An 18,076-nucleotide genomic window follows, 5' to 3' on the forward strand; every position below is an offset into this window, starting at 1 on the left:
TGTGCTCGATCGGCCGCCGAGTCGGCCGATCGTCACTGCCCAATACGGGAGCGAATCAGCGTCGAACCGCCTGCTATCGTGGCGGTCACGATCGTGTCTTTCGATGCTCCTCGACGACGTCCCAGTCCAGTTCGATCCCGAGTCCCGGGCCATCCGGAACCGTGATCCGGCCGTTCTGGATCAGCTGCTCGTCCCGCGCGAGGAGGTCGTCCCACCAGGAGACCTCCCGGGCGTGGTACTCAAGGGCGACGAAGTTCGGAACCGTCGCGCCCACGTGTGCAGTCGCGACCGTGGCAACCGGGCTGCCGATGTTGTGGGGGACGAGCGCCTGGTAGTAGGCTTCGGCCATCTCGGCGATCTTTTTCGTCTCCGCGATGCCGCCGGTTTTGGGCACGTCCGGCGCGAGGAAGTCCACGGCCTGGTCCTCGATCAGATCCCGGAAGCCGTGTCGGCCGTATCGGTTTTCCCCGGTCAGCAGGGTCTGGTCCGTCGACCGCTGCAGCTCCCGCATCGCGTCGGTGTTCTCCGGCGGGAGTGGGTCTTCGACCCACGCGAGGTCGTATGGCTCGATCGCCTGACAGAGCCGTTTGGCGGTTTCGGGACTGAAGTTCCAGTGAAGGTCGACTGCAACCTCGGCGTCGTCGCCGACTTCCTCGGTGACGGCCTCGACGATCGATCGTTTGTGCTCGATCTCCGGTGGGTCGAAGTGGCGGGAGAGCGTGTCGATGTCCCGGCCGGACGGGACATCCAGATCGAATTTGACTGCGTCGAACCCGTCATCGACCGCCATCCGGGCGGCCTGGGCGTACGCCTCGGGCTCGTAGGTCGCTTCCTCCTGTCCCTCCTCGGCGGAGGCGACCATCGCCTCCCCAGCGTGACAGTCCGCATAGACGCGGACCTCCTCGCGGGTTTTCCCACCGAGGAGCTGGTAGACCGGCTGATCGAGGATCTTTCCGGCCGCGTCCCACAGGGCGATCTCGACGCCGCTTATCGCGATCGTCCCAACCCCCCATTGTGAACCCCGGCCGGAGAGGCTCCCACGCATCAGGTTGTAGAGCCGCTCGACGTCGAGCGGATTCTCCCCAACGAGTACGGGCCGCAGGTAGTCCGTCACGATCTCGTGGACGCCTGGCGACGGATACGCTTCCCCGATCCCGGTCACGCCCTGGTCGGTTTCGAGCGTGACGATCGTCCACGGGAAGTTCCCGTCGATGACGATCGTGTCGATGTCGGTTATCTCGGGCGTGGGCCCGTCTCGATCCGGCGTCTCATCGAAGTCGGTCCACATCGTCGCTGCAAGTGTGGATGCAAAGTCCTCGTACATGGTGTGTGAATCTGATGTCGCTGTCGTCGACTCCCACGTCGGTCGATCCGGACGATTCCTCCCACGTCCGGAGGGTCGATTCCGTGATGGGCGGCCGTGCGACCAGCCATCGATCGCATCGGATCACGCGTCGCGTCGACGGCGGACACGGGCGCGTTCGAGGCGGGTCGCATTATCAGGTCGATTGCGGAGATGGCTGTTATAACTTCCGGTGACAAGCCCGGATCGAGACGATCCGGATCCCGTCTGCGTCTCCGTTTGGAGCACACAAACAATTTAGTATGTGCGGGTACGTGCTGCAGGTATGACGCCGAAAACGAACCCCAGAACGATCCAGGCAGTCGGGATCACCCTCGAAGTCATCGACTATCTTCACGAACACGATCGGGCACGTGTTACCGAGATCGCGGACGCGCTCGACCGATCGAAGGGAACGATACACTGCCATCTCGCGACGTTGCTCGAGAAGGAACACGTCGTGAAGGACGGCGACGACTACCAGCTCAGTCTCCGGTATCTCGAACTCGGTGAACGGGTGAAGGACCGGTTGGGGATCTACGACGTGGTGACCGACGAGCTGTCGGACCTCGCCGAACAGTCCAACGAGTTGGTCCAGTTTGCAACCGAGGAACACGGTAAGGGGGTCTATCTGTACAAGAAGGGCGGCGAGCGAGCCGTTCAGACGGCCTCCTCGATCGGCAAACGTGAATACCTCCACTGCACCTCGCTGGGGAAGTCGATCCTGGCCCACTACCCGCGCGAGCGTGTCGAAGCGATCATCGATCGACACGGCCTGCCCGGATACACGCCGAACACGACCACGAGCAGCACGGAACTCTTCGAGGAGCTCGAGACGATCCGGGATCGCGGGTACGCCTTCGACGACGAGGAGAAGATAGAGGGGTTACGGTGTGTCGCTGCGCCCGTGAAGGCCGGCGAGGACGAAGTTCTGGGTGCCGTCAGCATTTCGGGCCCCTCGAGCCGGATGACGGGTGATCGATACCGAGAGGAGTTACCGGACATGGTCTCCCGATCCGCGAACGTGATCGAGATCAACGCCAAGTTCTCCTGATCGGTGAGGCTGCTCCGGTTGCAGTTCCCCTACTGTTCGTCGTATGCAAACGTCGATCTGTTGTTTGGGCGGCCGTTCCATCCGTAATCGGTAACGCGACCAAAACTGGCCGTTGAAGGGATTATAACCGCGGTTTGATCGTATCGGTCGGTCGAGACGACGTCGCTCCCCACCCACCGAAGGTGAAACGGCGGTCGGGATCATATCGAACCCACCATTGGACTTACAGTAGTATGTTTGTTAGTGCTATTGGGCCAGAGCCGTACGCTGGTGGAGATCCGTCCCGTCTCCCGCCACCATCAGTTTGCATCTCCCAAACGTTCGTATGATGCGTGAAATCACGACAGACGACGGTGACGACGACATACGGTGACGGAGTGGGCGCACGGCCCCGGCCGATGCGCGCTGTGAAGTCGCCATCCGCCGCACAGCCGATCCCACGGCGCAGCCAGGCAGTCGGACGGGACGAGCCGGCTGACCAAAAGCTATTTCTCACGGACCGTACTTCGCCGTACCATGGGAACTGGGTACACCACCGTTATGTATGACGCCGAGGACGTCGAGACCGCGCTCACCGACATCCTGGCCTGTCGATACGACGGCGTCGAGATCGGGGTCGAGAAGATCCGTTCGATCGGGTTCGACACGCTTTCCGCGTGGCTCACGAAGTACGACCTCGATCTCTACCTGGCGATGAGCGAGTGGATCGAAAGCGAGGACGCGGTCGATCGGATGGTTGAGGAGATGCCCGCTATCGCCGGTCTCGACGCCGAATTCGTCGGACTACTGCCGCCACAGCGGGGACGGTACGAGACCGAGACCGTCGAGAACTGGCTGGGGCGGCTCGCCGACGCGGCCCTCGATGCCGGCGTCCAACCCCTCGTTCACCACCACGGCGCGACGGCCGTCGAGCAGCCCGAGGAGATTCGCCACTATCTCGACGCGGTCGACGGGCTCGAACTCGTCTTCGATACGGCCCACTACTACCCGTACGGTGAGAACTTCCCCGACGGCGACGTCACCGACGGGATCGAACGGTTCGCCGACGACATCGCCTACGTCCACCTCAAGGACGTCGAACCGGTCAAGGATTTCGCGGCAAACCGGGACGCGCTCACCGCGGGCGACTTCCACCTCGACAACGTCATCAACTACTTCCGATCGTTTACCGATCTCGGCGACGGCATTCTCGATCTCGAGGGCGCCTACGGGGCGTTCCAGAAGGTCGGGTACGAGGGCCACTTCACGATCGAGATCGAGAACCAAACAGATCGGCCGCTCCTGCACGCCAAGGAGAACTACGACTACTGGTCGTCGGTGACTGACGCATAGACCGCCGATCGCCGGCCTTCCTGCCGTCCTCCCTCAGGGGGTCACCCTATCTGCATCAACGACGCGCCGAGGACGACGCTGACGATCCCGCTCAGAATGCGCGGCGACCGTGGCACCTGTCTCACGAGCACGTACGAGATCACGACGACGACGAGCGGTGCGACGTTCGAGAGCGGGATGACCGTGATCACCGTCCCGAGCTGAAGCGCCGAAAACCACGCGAGCCAATTTCCCGCGACGAAGACGCCCGCAAGCGTGAACGCGGCGAGCGCGAGCGGATCGCGGACCTGAACCCCGGATCGCGCCGCTCCCGAAACGCCGAAGAGCGCCAGAAACGCCACCAACGCGGCGGTCTGTCCCACGGCGGTGCCGAACAGCGGATCGTCGATCCGGTTCAGCCCGATCGCGACCAGCACGAACGAGACGCCGAGAAGCACCATCGCGACGACCGGGAACAGGAGGTCACGCACGTTCACTCGCGAGAACTCCTCGATGAGGAGGTCCTCCGAGGCAGCCTCGTCCGTTCGGGCCCCCTGTAGCACGATGCCGCCGATGACGATACAGCTCAGCCCGATCCCGGTGGCCGGTGTGAACGATTCGCCGAGTAGCGGAACCGCAAGCAGCGCGGCAACAGCGGGGTTCGCCCCCACGACCGCGGCGGCGACGCGGGCACCGACGCGGCCGATCCCGCGGAAGTAGAGCACGCGGAACGCCGCCGGGTTCAACAGTCCCGCGACCACGAACGGCGCCATCCCCCGGATGGAGACGCCCGCAAGCTCGACGCCGCGAACGGCCAGGAGGATCCAGAACACGACGACGCTAACGACAATCGTGACCACGGTCGCGGCCAGCGCCGGCGATTCACGGCCGGTGTACTCCCCGTTCTCCAGTCCGTACTCGACCGACAGGGTCTGAAGGGCCGAACACACCGACGCCAGCAACGCCAGGGCCGCGCTCAGCTCGATGAACATCCGTGGGACGACGTCGTGGCCGGTCGTCGGGGTACGGGCGTCCACGGACGGCGGAATCGAACCGACTGACGGGGGCAGGGTTCCGATGTCAACATAATTCTTCCTGTGGCGTCGGGTGACATAGTGGTGTCGGTGCCGGGCTCGATCGGGGGAACACTCTTTGAGACGCGTCGTGAACGACGACCGAGGAGAATGACGGGAGCTTCATCCACACCGATAGTCGGCGTGACGGCCGGGAGCGCGTTCGATCTCGACATCGAGCGGGAGGTGTTCGACGATATGGACGTCCGGTTTCATCCGGTCGACGTCGAGACGACCGACGATCTGATCGCGGAGCTTGCGGACGCCGACGCCGTGATCGACCGGCTGCTGTCCGCCCCCTACACCGCGGCGGTGATCGATGCCCTGGAGAACTGCCGGATCATCGCCCGGTGTGGGATCGGCGTCGACGCCATCGATATCGACCGGGCCGCGGCGGCCGGAACCTACGTCGTCAACGTCCCCTCGTACTGTCAAGACGAGGTGTCCGAACACACGATGCTGCTGTTGCTTGCGCTGGAACGAAACCTCACGGACTACGACGCCGCCCTGAAGGACGGTGTCTGGGCCAGAGACGTGACGGCCGCCGAAGTCCATCGGTTGCGGGGGCGTACGCTCGGCCTCATCGGGTTCGGAACGATCGCGCGGCTCGTAGCCGAGAAAGCACGCGCGTTCGGACTGGACGTGATGGCCGCCGATCCGTACGTTGATGCGGAGACGATGGCCGAGGCGGACGTGGAGAAGGTCCCCTTCGAGACGGTTCTGGAAACCGCCGACGCCGTCTCGCTGCACGCACCCCTCATCGAGGACACACGGGGGATGATGGACGCCGACGCGTTCGCCCGAATGAAGGAATCAGCGGTCCTGATCAACGTCGCCCGCGGAGGACTCGTCGTCACCGAGGACCTCGTGGATGCGCTTCGAACCGGTCAGATAGCCGGCGCGGGCCTGGACGTGTTCGACGTCGAGCCGTCGGGACAGGGAGGGGCCGACCCGCCCTTCGAGAGCCCGCTCCGCGAGTTCGACACCGTCGTTCTCACGCCCCACGTCGCGTGGTTCTCACGGGAAGCGAACGACGAGCGACGACGAACCGCGGCACGGGACGTTCGACGCGTCCTCGAGGGGAGACCGCCGACGAACGCCGTGAACGATCCCGAGGGAGCGAACGGAACCTCCGCTGTTGACGCCGCTGACGACGCTGATACCGCTGACGACGCTGACGACGCTTGACGCCGCTGCCGACGGGGCCGACGCGACTGAGAGCGGGTAAACCGCGTGGCGTCGCACCGTTACGACCCGACCACCTTTATGCCCGGTCCACGATGGATCGCTATGGAGCGACACCGACTCGGAACGACCGATCATCGGGTGACCGAGATCGGGCTCGGTACGTGGGAGATCGGCGGCGACTGGGGCGACGTGAGTGAGGAGACGGGACGGACCGCCATCCGAACCGCGCTCAAGGGGGGCGTCGACTTCCTGGATACGGCGGACGTCTACGGGGACGGCCGGTCCGAACGGATCATCGGCGAGACCCTTTCGGATCACCCCGCCGGCGAGGAGGTGACCGTGGCCACAAAGGTCGGTCGCCGTCTCGATCCGCACACCGCGGACGGGTACACGCACGAGAATCTCGAACGGTTCGTCGAGCGATCGCGAACGAACCTGGGCGTCGAGTCACTCGATCTGGTCCAGCTCCACTGTCCGCCCACGTCGGTGTACTACCGGCCCGAGACGTTCGCGGTCCTGGAGTCGCTGCGGGAGGACGGGCTGATCGATGCCTACGGCGTCAGCGTCGAGCGCGTCGAGGAGGGGCTCAAGGCGATCGAATACGGCGGCGTGGAGACCGTCCAGGTCGTCTTCAACCCGTTCCGCCAGCGTCCCGCGGAGCTGTTCTTTCGCGAGGCGGCCCGTCGAAACGTCGGCGTCATCGTCCGCGTCCCACTGGCGTCGGGACTACTGACTGGGACGATGTCCGCCGACGCGTCCTTCCCGGAAAACGACCACCGCAACTTCAACCGCGAGGGTGACGCCTTCGACGTCGGCGAGACGTTCGCGGGCGTTCCCCTCTCGGTCGGCGTGGAGGCGGCCGAACGACTTCGGCCGGCGGTGCCGGAGGACGCCACGCTCGCACAGTTCGCGTTACGATGGATCCTGTCGTTTGATGCCGTCACGACGGTCATACCTGGATCGACATCCCCCGAGCACATCCGTGACAACGTTGCTGCCGCCGATCTGCCGGCACCATCCGGTGAGGACCACGCGCTCGTCGATGCCGTCTACGAATCAGTCATTCGTGACCACGTTCACCATCGGTGGTAACGCCAACGGGCTCGGAACTGCGCGGCCGCCGATCGGAGGCACCGACGACCAAAACGATATATAGGTGCGAACAGATGGATCCGGTATGACGAACGAGATCGACGATGTGCTACTCGCCGTAGGGCCGAACGACCGTGACCACGTCACGACGATCCTCGATGCGGCGCTCGGCGTCGTGGTTCCGACGGGGGCATCGGTTACCCTGCTCCACGTGTTCCCCCGCAGCGAGTACGAATCCCTGCTCGAGAAGATCGAGTCCGGAACCGGGACCCTCGATCCCGACGAACTCGCGGCACGACACGAGGGCATCAACACGCCGGTCGCACGCCTTGAGGATGCGGGAATCGACTACGATATCCGGGGCGTGATCGGCGATCCGGACGTCGAAATCGTCCGAATGGCGGATGACCTCGACGTTGACCGGATCTTCATCGGCGGATCAAGCCGGTCGCCGACGGGGAAGGCGGTCTTCGGCGATCACGCACAACAGGTCCTGCTTAACGCGTCCTGTCCGGTAACGTACGTTCAGCGGGAGTGAGGCACGAGAGCCGAAGATAGATTTCGAGGCTCAACGATGAGCGTCGACCGAACCCTGATAACTGCAATGGCGATGTTCTCCGCACGTATCCGAGCGAAAATGAGCGACGACGTCGTCGATATCAGGCGACGCCGAACGTTTCGATCTGCTTTTCGACCGCGCCGACGTTGCTTGCATCGACGAACGTTGGGCCAGTCGGTGTATGCGTCGGCGTGAGGATTCCGGATCCAACCTGCGTAGTGAGGTAGTGAGCTGCTAGGTACGCCTGCAGCGCCGGCTGCTGGATAACTGCTGCCAGGTTGTACCCCTCGTTGATGGCCTCAGCCTGGCTCTGGGAGATGTCACAGCCCGCGTGGAACACCTCGCCCTCAAGCCCCTCGTTGGTGATGTAGTCGATCGCCGGGTTGCCGGCGGTCGGGCCGAGGGTGAAGACCAGACTCGTGTCGGGGTTGCTGGACCGGAAGCTGGCAAGCCTGCTGATCACGCCGGACGGATCGCCACCAGGGACCTCGATCCAGTCGTGGGGGACGCCTTGGTCGTTCAGCACTTGCTCGATACCGTCCTGTCGCATAGACAGCGCCGAGTGACCGGGATCGTGGTTGAGGATGACGGCACGGCTCGGCTGGGAGCCGAGCTCCTCCTCGATCAGCGGCAGCGTGTTGCTGGCCAGCGTCGATCCCACTGCCGCCTCGTTCTGGCCCACGTAGCCGTGGTAGGGCATGCTCTGCTCCCCGCTTTCGAGGAAGCTCTGCTCGGTGACGTTCGTGACGATGACGTACACGCCCTCCTCGGCGGCGCGCTGGAGTGCCTCCTGGAACAGATCCGGATCGGGGAGGGTCACTGCGATCGCGTCGGCACCGGAGTCGATCGCCGTCTCGACGTTACTGACCTGCTGGGTGAAGTTCGACGATGAGTCGGGACCCTGGTAGGCCGCGTCGACGCCGAGTTGATCGACGGCCATCTCCCAGCCCTCACTCTGTGCCGACCAGAACGGGTCCTGACCCGGCGCCCCGTGTGGGATATACCGGATCGAGATGTCCTGATTTTCCACTTGGTTGGTCGTGCCTGTACCGCCGCCGTTACCGTTGCCACCGCCGTTACCGTTGCCACCGCCGTTACCGTTACCGCTACAGCCGGCGATACCGGCCGCGCCGATCGTTCCGGTCGCTGCCAGCATATGGCGTCGGCTCACCGTTTCGAACTCGACAGTGTTGTCGGTTGACTTTCGGGTCATTCGCGTATGTGCCATATTGATACTATTACATAAATATAACGGTTATTGGTACCAGATGTCACGTTAGCGGCGTCGCTCGAAACGAACGCTCCGTGTGTCGGTCCCATCTTGCCGAGCGTGGCGAGTGGATACGGCCGCATCGAAACGGTTGATTCTACTCCGAATCCGTCGGGCCCGCCGCGGTCTCGGATGGATACACGTAGTCCGGACCCGGATCGTATTCCCCGCCGGCCAGCGTCTCGAAGTAGACGCCGTTCATCCGGTCCCTCGTATCGAAGTAGAGGTAGTGTGTGTCGTGCCACGTGCCGCTCTGAACGACGGGGATCCCGGCGTTCTCGAACGACTCGACGACGTCATAAACGTCATCGAAGGCGAAACACGCGAGATGATGAATCCCTTCGCCCCGTTCGTCGAGGAAATCTCGGTGCACGCTGTTCCCCTCGATCGGTTCGATGATCTCGATCTCGAGATCGCCGAGGTATGCGTACCCGATCTCGAAGGCCGCCTCCGTCGGCTCGCCGTAGTAGGTGGCCTCCTCCTGTTCGGGCGGGCCGACGTAGTAGACGTCCCACGGTTCGATGCCGAGGATCCGGCGATACCGTTCCATCGCGTCCTCGAGGTCCTCGACGACGAGCGCGACCTGGCTGATCTCGGGAACGTCGATCCCGACGTCCGGAACGTCCATACGCACCGACGGTCGTAGTCGTATATAAATTCACACGGTATGAAAACGGATACCTCGTGAACTGTAGCCTCACTGGATGGATAGCGATGTGTTATTGATCGTCGCAAGCCGAGATCAAACACGAAACACGAGGATTCGAAGGGCGTCAGAATTACGACGACGCCGACGCGACTACTCGGCCTCTTGCCCGGCGACCAGCTTCATTCGGTCGATCAGCTCCTTGGGTCCCTCGATGTCATCCTTGGTGAATTCGTCGATCGTCGCACCGGAATCCAGGAGATGGAACCGATCAGCGACCTCGTAGGCGTTGAAGATGTTGTGGGAGATGTATATCGTCCCGATTCCCTGCTCTTTCGTCCGCTCGACCGTCTCGAGCACCTTTTCGGACTCCTTTACCGAGAGGTTTCGAAGCGGTTCATCGAGGATCAACAGATCCGCATCGAAGTGGAGTGCCCGGCCGATCTTGATACTCTGTGACTCACCGCCGGAAAGGTTCTCCGCCGGAAGGTTCGGATCGTTCAGCGATCCCAATCCGATGTCGTCAAGCACCTCCTTGGTTTCCTCGTACATCAGATCGGAATCGAGGTTCCCGAACCGATCGGTCGGCTCCTTGCCGAGGAACAGGTTCCGCGCGACCGTCAGGGACGGGATCAACTCCATATCCTGATAGACCACGCTGATCCCCTGTTCGAGGGCCTCGTCCGGATTCTTAAACGTGACCTGTTCGCCCTTCCAGTGAATCTCGCCCGCATCTGGTTGGTGGTAGCCGACGATGTTCTTGATCAGGGTACTCTTGCCGGCGCCGTTGTCGCCGACGAGCGCGAGTACCTCACCCTCGTTCACGTCCAGGGAGACGCCCTTGAGCGCCTGGATCGACCCGAAGCTCTTTTCGATTCCTTTCAGTCGCAATAGGTTGTTGGTATCACTCATAGTGAATCACCGCTTCTCCTGTCGAAGCGTGTTGATGTGGCGGTTGAAGACCACTGCAGCCACGAGGACGACGCCGACGAAGAACTGGTACCACGCCGAGTTCGCGCCGGCCGCGATCAGGCCCGCACCGAACGTTCCGAAGGTCAACGCGCCGAAGAACCCGGCGTTCGGGCTTCCTCGGCCGCCGAACAGCGCACAGCCGCCGAGGACGGCGGCGGCGATCGCCATCAAGGGCAGTTCCGTCTGGAGGATCGGTCGTGCGGTGCCGAACCGGGCGACGTGCATCAGGGAGGCGAAGGCGGCCGACATCCCGGTCAGCGTGAACGCGACGAGTCGCGTCCTGGTGACCCGAATACCGCGGGCCCGTGCTGCGTCCCGATCGCTACCGACTGCGTACAGATGGTTTCCGTAGGCCGTCCGATGCACCAGGTACAACGCGCCAAAGAGGATGAGGAACATCCAGAGCACCAACGCCTCGAAGTTGGCGCCGAACTCGTAGCTGAAGATCTGCAACAACGAGACGTCAGTGTTCAAACTCGCACTCCCGCTGAATATCAACAACAGGGCACCCCGGATGGAGAACCAGCCGCCGAGCGTGATGATGAACGAGTGAATGCCGGTAAAGGTCACGAGTGCGCCGTTCATCAATCCGACTGCGCCGCCCAACGCGAGGGTTGCAAGGATGGCGACGATCGGCGGGATCCCCTGGTTGACGATGGTGATGAAGAACATCGCCGACATCGCGTAGTTGGCACCGACGGTCATATCGAAGTCGCCGCCGATCATCAACACTGCAACCATGATGGCTACCGGGCCCATAAGCGCCGTTTCCCGGAAGATGTTCCCCCAAATGTTCGGTCGAGACATCACACCAGGGTTCAACACGAAGAACAGTGCGGTGACGCCGAGCCACGTCAGAACTGCTACCAGAACCGGATGTTTGATGATGGCGTTAAGTATCGGACCGGTTACTCTATCGAGTCCTGTGGACCTCGTTTCCACACTCATAATTGTGACACTCATTCCTACAATATATAAATTTTTCCATTACCAAGAGGTTTGTTGACGAGCGACGCACCCTATCGTGTGGCTGATCGTCCCGTTCGGTGACCGATCGCGTCGTTACGCAGTGACGAGGTCTTGGATCGTCTCCAGAGCCACATCGTCATCGTCGGCAGCGATGTACTCGAATCCGACGTACTCCTCATACCCCGACTCATCGATCGCCGTCAGAATGTTTGGATAGTGAAGCTCTCCAGTTCCAGGTTCGTGACGTCCCGGTACATCCGCAATATGGATGTGACCGATCGCATCAACGTTGTTCGTGATCGTGTCGATGATATTTCCTTCGGAGATCTGCTGATGGTAGATATCGAAGTTGATTCGTACGGCAGGGCTGTCGACCTCGGCGACGATGTCGAAGGCGGGTGCTGATCGTTCAAGGTAGTACCCACTGTGATCGACAGCACGATTCAGTGGCTCGACGATCAGCGTCACCCCTGCTTCGGCTGCCACCGGTGCGACTTCACGCAAGCACGCGATCACGCTTTCACGCGCCTCCGCACGCGTGTACTCGTTCGGTTTGGGACCGACGAGGACGATGAGGTTTGGACAGTCGAATCGGTCTGCGACGGCGATCGACTCAGTGATATCGTCGACAACGTCCCGACGCTTCGCTGGATCGGTCAGGGGGCGTTCGAGCGCTTCGGGGCGTCGGGGCTCAGTGTTTGCGGCCATCCCTGCGACGGAGAGGTCGTGTGTCTCCAAGCGATCGGCGATCGCGTCGAGATCTTTGTCCGGCCACGTCCAGAACTCGATCGTTTCGAACCCGTGTGCAGCCACACGGTCGAGACGATCGACGAACGGCCGATCGTCGTAGATCATCTCGACGCAGATGGACGGCCGAACCATCAGTAGCTCACCTGCACTTCGGATTTGATGATCGATCGGGATGTTCGCTGTATGGGTTGGAGAGGTGTACCCTGCATATCGGGAATGGGTTGGGAATTCAGTATCATCTGCGGTGCTCTCGGGAGTATTATGGTTTCACGAGGATTTTCACGTGGGACGTTTCGGGATCGAGTAGCGCCTCAAATCCGTCCTCGACGATATCGTCGAGTTCGATCTGACCAGTAACGAATGGGTCGGTGTCGATATCACCAGCTGCCAACGATTGAATGATCGCATCAAATTCAGTGCGGAATGACTGTGGCGGGAACCCATAGCAGTTCGTCCCGATGACGGTCCGCTCGGTTGTAACGACGTCGTTGAGATCGGTGGTGATCGGATCATCACTGACACTGCCGACGGTGATCGTTCCACCGCGTTTGGTGCTTTGAACGGCCGTGTTGAATGCGGGACCGATCCCGGCAAACTCGAAGGCAACATCCACGCCACCTGACGTCGCCGATGTGATTACGTCGACAGCATCCTCATCGATCGGATCGATCGCGACATCGGCACCGAGCTCGCGTGCAACCGCTCGTCGAGCGTCGTTTGGTTCCGACACGAAGATGCGCTTGGCGCCAGCGTCGACCGCGGCCCGAACGACGGTGAGTCCGATCGGTCCGCAGCCGACGACGCAGGCGGTGTCGCCGACCTGCAACCCCGACTGTCGGACCGCATGTAGACCGACGGCAAGTGGTTCGACGAGTGAGCCGTCTTCGAGCGAGACCGAATCCGGAAGTGTATGAACGTGGTCTACGGGAGCCACAACGTTCTCCGCGAACCCACCGGATCCGGTGTGGAAACCGATCGCGACGGAGTCGGGACACAGGTTGTAGTCACCATCCTCACAGTACCGACACTCACCGCAGGGGATGTTCGGCTCGACCGTGACGCGGTCACCAACAGCGACCCCTGACACCGCCGATCCCACCTCGCTGACGACGCCACTCAACTCGTGGCCCATCGTCATTGGAAGCTGTGCGCCCGTTCGGGGATGCGGTTCCTCTGGAGTGAAGTGCGGCCCTGCTCGATACTCGTGAAGGTCTGATCCACAGATGCCACAAACCTCGATATCGATGCGGACATCCGAGTCACCCAGTGGGCTTTGGTCAACGTCCTCAACGTGAACCTCTTCGGTACCGTGGAAACGTGCTGCTTTCATGAGTCGTGTAGTCTCCGGATTCGCCGACCGCGAATCATTTGAGTCAATACACCGGGACATTAAATCAGTTTCTCCCAGGTTGGGACACCACATACTGGGAACGTTCGGATCGCGACAGGGACATCACGTTTCGAGCGATACCCACCAATATGGCTTCGATAGTGCCCCGAATTAGGGACAAGTATTTATATCTATTCTCCCAATCGGACTCACACGAGACGATTACGCACCCCGGACTGCATTGACGGCGATCGACTCGATCGACTGCGTCAGGGGATGATGCCCTACCAACAATGACTGGCCTCAAACAACGTTTCCAAACCGAACCGAACCTCGCCGGTGCGTGGCTGTCGATCGGCCATCCCACCGTCGCGGAAGTGACAGCAACGCACGGTTTCGATTTCGTGCTCATCGATACCGAACACACGCCGTTAACCTTGGAGACGGTCGAGAACATGTCCCGTGCTGTCGACGCCGCGGACGGCGACACGGAAACGCTCGTCCGTGTCCCGTCCGATGACCCCGTCCGGATCAAACGCGTCCTGGATATCGGCGTCGCCGGTATTATGGTTCCACGCGTGGAAACCGCGGCGGCGGCCCGCGACGTGATCGACGCGGTCCGGTACCCACCGGAGGGTATGCGTGGTGTCGCATCCGGCCGCGCGGCGACGTACGGCGATGATTTTCAGCAGTACGTCGAGACGGCTGATGAGGAGATTACGACCGTCGTCCAGATCGAGACGCCAACTGGCCTCGAGAACGTCCGTGAGATCGCGGCCGTCGAGGGGATCGACGCCGTCTTCGTCGGCCCCGCCGATCTCTCGGCGAACCTCGGGATCTTCGCGGAGTGGGAAAACGATCGCCTCGACGCCGCGATCGATCAGGTCGTCACCGCTGGGGCGGCTGCGGATATCCCGGTCGGCACACTCGTCGTGAATCCGGACGATATCGAGATGCGCGTCCAGCAGGACTTCGACTTCCTCATCGTCGGTAAGGACACGAGCCACCTATCGGCAGCCAACGATCGCATCCGGTCCCGCTATGAGGATGCGGTCACCCGCCACACGGCCCCCACGTCACACGAAGACTGAGTGTCTCTCCCGGGTTTCGGTGCCTCGGCTTCCGTGTACTTACGCGTCGGCGTGATCGAACAGCGACGCGATCACCGCGACATCGGTTGCCGCATCAGCGATCGGGGTCGGGACCGGCGCCTCACCACGCACGCACTGCATAAACTGTCGGAGTTCCCGCTTGAAGCTCTCCTCACGCGTCGGTGTGTATGTCCGATCGACGGTTTCGGTCGTTCCGTCACGGATCGACAGGGTTGCCGCGTTGTACTTGATGAACGGATGGTCGAACTCGAGTCGGAGCATCCGGTCGGGTGCATCCACCCGGAAGAACTGCTCGTGCCAGTGGCGATCTGAATCGCCCGTCTGCAGGACGCATCGCTCTCCGCCCTCGAACGTGAGGTGAGCGGTCCCGAAGTAGCCGTCACGGACGAAGTCGACGTGGTCGATGGACGTGACGTCGCCGAACAACCCCCGAAGCGCGTTCACGTCGTGGCAGACGTGTTCGAGCTGGAAGTCGTAGGCCGCGGCGAGGTTCTCGTCGTCAGTCCCGATGGCTTGCTTGCATTGCTCGCGTCGGCGTTCCGTGCTTCGTTCGATGAACGCCTCCGAGAGCTCCGGCTGAACGAGGTCGTACACGTCCGGCAGCGATCGGGAGAAGTCCGCATCGACCGCGTACGCGGTGATGCTGTCGACCTGATCGACGTCGGCCAACTCGCGTGCAAGCCGTTCGTAGGCCAGCTCGAACCGGCGGTTGTACGCGACCATCGCCGTGGCGTCGCTGTCGGCCGCCACCGTGGCCAGCCGGTCGGCATCCGACGGCGTGACCGCTAGCGGCTTCTCCACGAGAGTGTTCACCCCGGCCGTTAGCGCCCGTTCCACGATGTCGGCGTGGGTCTGCATCGGCGTCGTGACGATGACCGCATCGAGCTCGTCTCCGACGTCGTCGATCAACCCCTCCGGCTCGGCGTACCGCCGGTCGTCTGGCACGTTGTACCGATCGCCGAGCGTCGCCGTCACGTTCTCGGCGGGGTCACAGATCGCCGCGAGTTCCGCGTCGGGGATCTCGACGACGTTCGGGATATGCATAATCTGTGCAATGGTTCCGCAGCCAATGATTCCGAATCGCATATCGCTGGGTTCGACAAGTGACGACTAAAAGGTTCCTCTCCGGATCCCGTCGGTCGGTTTTGCTGTCTCGTGCCGTATTCAGCCGCTGTGTCGCGGCATATTCCGGCGTGTTCACGTTGCGGGTAGGGCTGTCGATTCACCGACCAGCGTTTGACACTCACAAACAAAAGTCGATGATCAGCACCGTCATCGACCTCACGAGATCGAATGGCAGGTCACTCAGACGCGGTGGCGGGAGCGGCAACCGAGGATATCGCGCCAGGTCAGCCGATGCGACACCAGTCGCCTGAAAACGCACGACTGATCGGAACGAAACGCTGGGATAGGCATCGGACACGGGTGATGGAACACGTCGACGGGGAGCGTCTGCCCCGTGCTGGAACCAACCATCCCAGCCCCGCTGATGCGGCACCGTCGATCCGTCCCGCCATCGACAGCCCCGCGATCGTCGCAGAAACCGTGTGGCGGTTCGTTCGTAACACTCAAACACACGAGTAACGAGGTCCAAACAGTGACCGTGAGCCGACGACTCAGAAAAACGGCGGTCGTTGCTGATGAGGGCGACGGGTAACTATTCGGTACTTGGCGATCGTAACGACGTCGATCGGGACGTTTCCGGATGATAATTACACTAGTATTGTTGTTATCCTGTGTTCCACAGCGACGATGAGACAGGTGTTTGAGAGAAACGAACGAGCTGGCGAATGAGCCGTCTCTCAAAGATTCAACATTGATGATTCGGGCAGTGACGGCACGATATTCGTTACGTGATAGAACTATCATCACAATAAACATATTTTTATCTTCTATTCTATATTATTTATAAATTTTATATATCATTAAATTCATCATTATATACGTGATAGGATTTCAATGAATAATCACTTCATATACCATACATCCACTTATATACTATATTTCTATATTCTATAGAATATTTGGAGAATAATCATAATATACGCAATATATTAAATAAAGTAGTATTATGCATATACATAAAATATATTGTATATTTTACCGGAGCTACCCACTGAACGAACCGATTTCGGACAACGGGACGGTTCGGCTGTGGAGTATCGACATACGGCGCTCCCATCGCTCACACACAGCCTGCGAGATCGGTCCTGACCGAGCAATCGCTACAGATTCTCCGATTCGTCCGGGAGGAGGCGTGCGTCGACGTATCCGGTCACCGTTTCCATCGACTGCTGGGGGGGCTCGTCGATCGTCACTTGACGCGTGAAGGCGCCCGTCGTGGCCGACACGAGGAACTCGGCCGCGAGATCGGGGTCGACGGCGTCGTCGAACTCCCCCGTCTCAACGCCGGTCGAGACGATCGCGTGGACGCGCTCGAAGAGCACCTCGTCGAAGGTCACCATCCGATCCCGGATCGCCTCGTTGTACGGCGCCTGGGCGATCACCTCGAGCATCGCGGTTCGGAACTCCCGTCCCGTGGCCTCCGCGTCGTCATCCAACACGACCGCCAACAGCGCGAGGAGCCGCTGGCGCGCACCGTCGGTGTCGTCGTCGTCGATCGACGCGAGTCGATCGGTGTAGCGGTCGGAGAGGTACTCCAGAAACTCGATGAAGAGAGTCTCCTTGTCGTCGAAGTAGTAATGGATGGACGCCGTGCTGCGGTCCGCCTCGGCGGCGATGTCCTCGATCGTGAGGTCGGCGTAGCCGTGTCTACTGAGGGCGCGATACGTCGCCTCGAGGATCTCCGTGGCGGTGTCGTCCATCGCAGTCGCTGTCGGGCTTACTGATTAATTAGTCAAAAGCCTTTGGAAGCCACGGCGACGATCGGGGAGACGGTCGCCAGTTATGACGGCCGTAATCCCGGGGTTTCTCGCTCGGTGCCCCGATCTCAGTCGTCGCCGTGTCGGCGTGCACGGTCGAAGAACGCGATCGCGGCGCCCAGTAGCGCGAGGTTCTGGAGGAACGAGGTGAGTTCCTCCCCACGAGCATCCTCATCGACCGCCCAGAAGTCGTGGATCGTCGGCGTCACGCCGACGAAGAACGCCGCGACGCTGGTTGCGGCCAGTCGTGGCGCCTTCCAACTGCCGATTCCCAGACCGCCGCCGAGCAGGAGCCCGCTTGCGGCTGGAACGAGTGTCTCTGCCTGTGGAACTCCTTTCGCGTCTGCATACGCGATCCGACCGTCGAGGTTCGTGAGGTTTCGCACCGCCAAGGCGACCAGTCCGCCCGCAAACAGCAGTCGCCCGACAAGCGACGGCGTGTCGTCGGCTGTCGAGTCAGCTGATGATGAAGCCATTATCTGCAGTTTCCTCCCCAGATTGGTAACGTCCGCGATTCGTCGCCGGT

17 protein-coding genes are annotated in these 18,076 nt (G+C 61.4%); 6 read left to right on the forward strand and 11 right to left on the reverse strand.

What is annotated here, in order from left to right; translation table 11 throughout:
* Nucleotides 1-85: 85 nt before the first annotated feature.
* Complete coding sequence (locus BLW38_RS04190; RefSeq protein WP_092814680.1) at nt 86-1,324, reverse strand: mandelate racemase/muconate lactonizing enzyme family protein; 1,239 nt, start codon at nt 1,322-1,324, stop codon at nt 86-88.
* Nucleotides 1,325-1,628: 304 nt separating this feature from the next.
* On the opposite strand from BLW38_RS04190, the gene BLW38_RS04195 reads away from it, so the two are divergent.
* Together BLW38_RS04195 and BLW38_RS04200 are read left to right on the forward strand one after the other, a co-directional pair.
* Nucleotides 1,629-2,396, forward strand: a complete 768-nt coding sequence (locus tag BLW38_RS04195) for an IclR family transcriptional regulator (protein WP_092814683.1) — start codon at nt 1,629-1,631, stop codon at nt 2,394-2,396.
* Nucleotides 2,397-2,912: 516 nt separating this feature from the next.
* Nucleotides 2,913-3,728: a sugar phosphate isomerase/epimerase family protein gene (locus BLW38_RS04200; protein ID WP_092814686.1), complete on the forward strand. Its 816-nt coding sequence runs from the start codon at nt 2,913-2,915 to the stop codon at nt 3,726-3,728.
* 41 nt (nt 3,729-3,769) lie between these two features.
* Here the strand turns inward: BLW38_RS04200 and BLW38_RS04205 are convergent, their stop codons facing one another.
* The gene (locus BLW38_RS04205; RefSeq protein ID WP_092814689.1) at nt 3,770-4,744 is read right to left on the reverse strand and encodes an EamA family transporter; all 975 of its coding nucleotides are present in this window, start codon (nt 4,742-4,744) and stop codon (nt 3,770-3,772) included.
* Between the two features lie 147 nt (nt 4,745-4,891).
* Here BLW38_RS04205 and BLW38_RS04210 point away from each other — a divergent pair, with 147 nt between their 5' ends.
* From BLW38_RS04210 to BLW38_RS04220, 3 genes are all read left to right on the forward strand, one after another.
* Entirely contained in the window at nt 4,892-5,968 is a 1,077-nt protein-coding gene (locus BLW38_RS04210) for a C-terminal binding protein (protein ID WP_092814692.1), read from the forward strand.
* Nucleotides 5,969-6,070: 102 nt separating this feature from the next.
* Complete coding sequence (locus BLW38_RS04215) at nt 6,071-7,060, forward strand: aldo/keto reductase (protein WP_092814695.1); 990 nt, start codon at nt 6,071-6,073, stop codon at nt 7,058-7,060.
* A gap of 85 nt (nt 7,061-7,145) precedes the next feature.
* A complete protein-coding gene (locus tag BLW38_RS04220) occupies nt 7,146-7,598 on the forward strand; it encodes a universal stress protein (protein WP_092814698.1) in 453 nt (150 codons plus the stop codon).
* A gap of 121 nt (nt 7,599-7,719) precedes the next feature.
* Here BLW38_RS04220 and BLW38_RS04225 read toward each other — a convergent pair whose 3' ends face one another.
* The 6 genes from BLW38_RS04225 to BLW38_RS04250 form a co-directional block, all read right to left on the reverse strand.
* Nucleotides 7,720-8,832 (reverse strand): substrate-binding domain-containing protein, encoded by a 1,113-nt coding sequence (locus BLW38_RS04225; protein ID WP_177167414.1) that lies wholly within the window; start codon nt 8,830-8,832, stop codon nt 7,720-7,722.
* Between the two features lie 154 nt (nt 8,833-8,986).
* A complete protein-coding gene (locus BLW38_RS04230; protein ID WP_092814703.1) occupies nt 8,987-9,517 on the reverse strand; it encodes a VOC family protein in 531 nt (176 codons plus the stop codon).
* Between the two features lie 171 nt (nt 9,518-9,688).
* On the reverse strand, nt 9,689-10,447 hold the full coding sequence (locus tag BLW38_RS04235; protein WP_092814706.1) for an ATP-binding cassette domain-containing protein: 759 nt from the start codon (nt 10,445-10,447) through the stop codon (nt 9,689-9,691).
* A 6-nt stretch (nt 10,448-10,453) separates the two neighbouring features.
* Nucleotides 10,454-11,455, reverse strand: coding sequence for an ABC transporter permease (locus BLW38_RS04240; protein ID WP_177167415.1), 1,002 nt, complete (start codon nt 11,453-11,455; stop codon nt 10,454-10,456).
* A 114-nt stretch (nt 11,456-11,569) separates the two neighbouring features.
* Nucleotides 11,570-12,358, reverse strand: a complete 789-nt coding sequence (locus BLW38_RS04245) for a hydroxypyruvate isomerase family protein (protein WP_177167416.1) — start codon at nt 12,356-12,358, stop codon at nt 11,570-11,572.
* Between the two features lie 127 nt (nt 12,359-12,485).
* Complete coding sequence (locus BLW38_RS04250; RefSeq protein ID WP_321166948.1) at nt 12,486-13,616, reverse strand: 2,3-butanediol dehydrogenase; 1,131 nt, start codon at nt 13,614-13,616, stop codon at nt 12,486-12,488.
* A 233-nt stretch (nt 13,617-13,849) separates the two neighbouring features.
* On the opposite strand from BLW38_RS04250, the gene BLW38_RS04255 reads away from it, so the two are divergent.
* Entirely contained in the window at nt 13,850-14,647 is a 798-nt protein-coding gene (locus BLW38_RS04255; RefSeq protein ID WP_092814715.1) for an HpcH/HpaI aldolase family protein, read from the forward strand.
* Nucleotides 14,648-14,686: 39 nt separating this feature from the next.
* On the opposite strand, the gene BLW38_RS04260 is transcribed toward BLW38_RS04255, so the two are convergent.
* The 3 genes from BLW38_RS04260 to BLW38_RS04270 form a co-directional block, all read right to left on the reverse strand.
* Nucleotides 14,687-15,754, reverse strand: a complete 1,068-nt coding sequence (locus BLW38_RS04260; protein ID WP_092814718.1) for a Gfo/Idh/MocA family protein — start codon at nt 15,752-15,754, stop codon at nt 14,687-14,689.
* Between the two features lie 1,139 nt (nt 15,755-16,893).
* Nucleotides 16,894-17,493: a TetR/AcrR family transcriptional regulator gene (locus BLW38_RS04265; protein WP_092814721.1), complete on the reverse strand. Its 600-nt coding sequence runs from the start codon at nt 17,491-17,493 to the stop codon at nt 16,894-16,896.
* A 125-nt stretch (nt 17,494-17,618) separates the two neighbouring features.
* Nucleotides 17,619-18,026 (reverse strand): DoxX family membrane protein, encoded by a 408-nt coding sequence (locus BLW38_RS04270; protein ID WP_092814724.1) that lies wholly within the window; start codon nt 18,024-18,026, stop codon nt 17,619-17,621.
* Nucleotides 18,027-18,076 lie beyond the last annotated feature (50 nt).

This window comes from Halopenitus malekzadehii, from assembly GCF_900108505.1.
GTDB classification, from domain to species: Archaea; Halobacteriota; Halobacteria; order Halobacteriales; family Haloferacaceae; genus Halopenitus; species Halopenitus malekzadehii.

Coding starts and splice junctions, on each gene's coding strand:
- BLW38_RS04220 (WP_092814698.1), top strand. CDS start 7,146: ATGACGAACGAGATCGACGATGTGCTACTCGCCGTAGGGCCGAACGAC.
- BLW38_RS04255 (WP_092814715.1), top strand. CDS start 13,850: ATGACTGGCCTCAAACAACGTTTCCAAACCGAACCGAACCTCGCCGGT.
- BLW38_RS04245 (WP_177167416.1), bottom strand. CDS start 12,358: ATGGTTCGGCCGTCCATCTGCGTCGAGATGATCTACGACGATCGGCCG.
- BLW38_RS04215 (WP_092814695.1), top strand. CDS start 6,071: ATGGAGCGACACCGACTCGGAACGACCGATCATCGGGTGACCGAGATC.
- BLW38_RS04270 (WP_092814724.1), bottom strand. CDS start 18,026: ATGGCTTCATCATCAGCTGACTCGACAGCCGACGACACGCCGTCGCTT.
- BLW38_RS04235 (WP_092814706.1), bottom strand. CDS start 10,447: ATGAGTGATACCAACAACCTATTGCGACTGAAAGGAATCGAAAAGAGC.
- BLW38_RS04190 (WP_092814680.1), bottom strand. CDS start 1,324: ATGTACGAGGACTTTGCATCCACACTTGCAGCGACGATGTGGACCGAC.
- BLW38_RS04210 (WP_092814692.1), top strand. CDS start 4,892: ATGACGGGAGCTTCATCCACACCGATAGTCGGCGTGACGGCCGGGAGC.
- BLW38_RS04265 (WP_092814721.1), bottom strand. CDS start 17,493: ATGGACGACACCGCCACGGAGATCCTCGAGGCGACGTATCGCGCCCTC.
- BLW38_RS04230 (WP_092814703.1), bottom strand. CDS start 9,517: ATGGACGTTCCGGACGTCGGGATCGACGTTCCCGAGATCAGCCAGGTC.
- BLW38_RS04240 (WP_177167415.1), bottom strand. CDS start 11,455: ATGAGTGTGGAAACGAGGTCCACAGGACTCGATAGAGTAACCGGTCCG.
- BLW38_RS04225 (WP_177167414.1), bottom strand. CDS start 8,832: ATGACCCGAAAGTCAACCGACAACACTGTCGAGTTCGAAACGGTGAGC.
- BLW38_RS04250 (WP_321166948.1), bottom strand. CDS start 13,616: ATGTCCCGGTGTATTGACTCAAATGATTCGCGGTCGGCGAATCCGGAG.
- BLW38_RS04260 (WP_092814718.1), bottom strand. CDS start 15,754: ATGCGATTCGGAATCATTGGCTGCGGAACCATTGCACAGATTATGCAT.
- BLW38_RS04195 (WP_092814683.1), top strand. CDS start 1,629: ATGACGCCGAAAACGAACCCCAGAACGATCCAGGCAGTCGGGATCACC.
- BLW38_RS04200 (WP_092814686.1), top strand. CDS start 2,913: ATGGGAACTGGGTACACCACCGTTATGTATGACGCCGAGGACGTCGAG.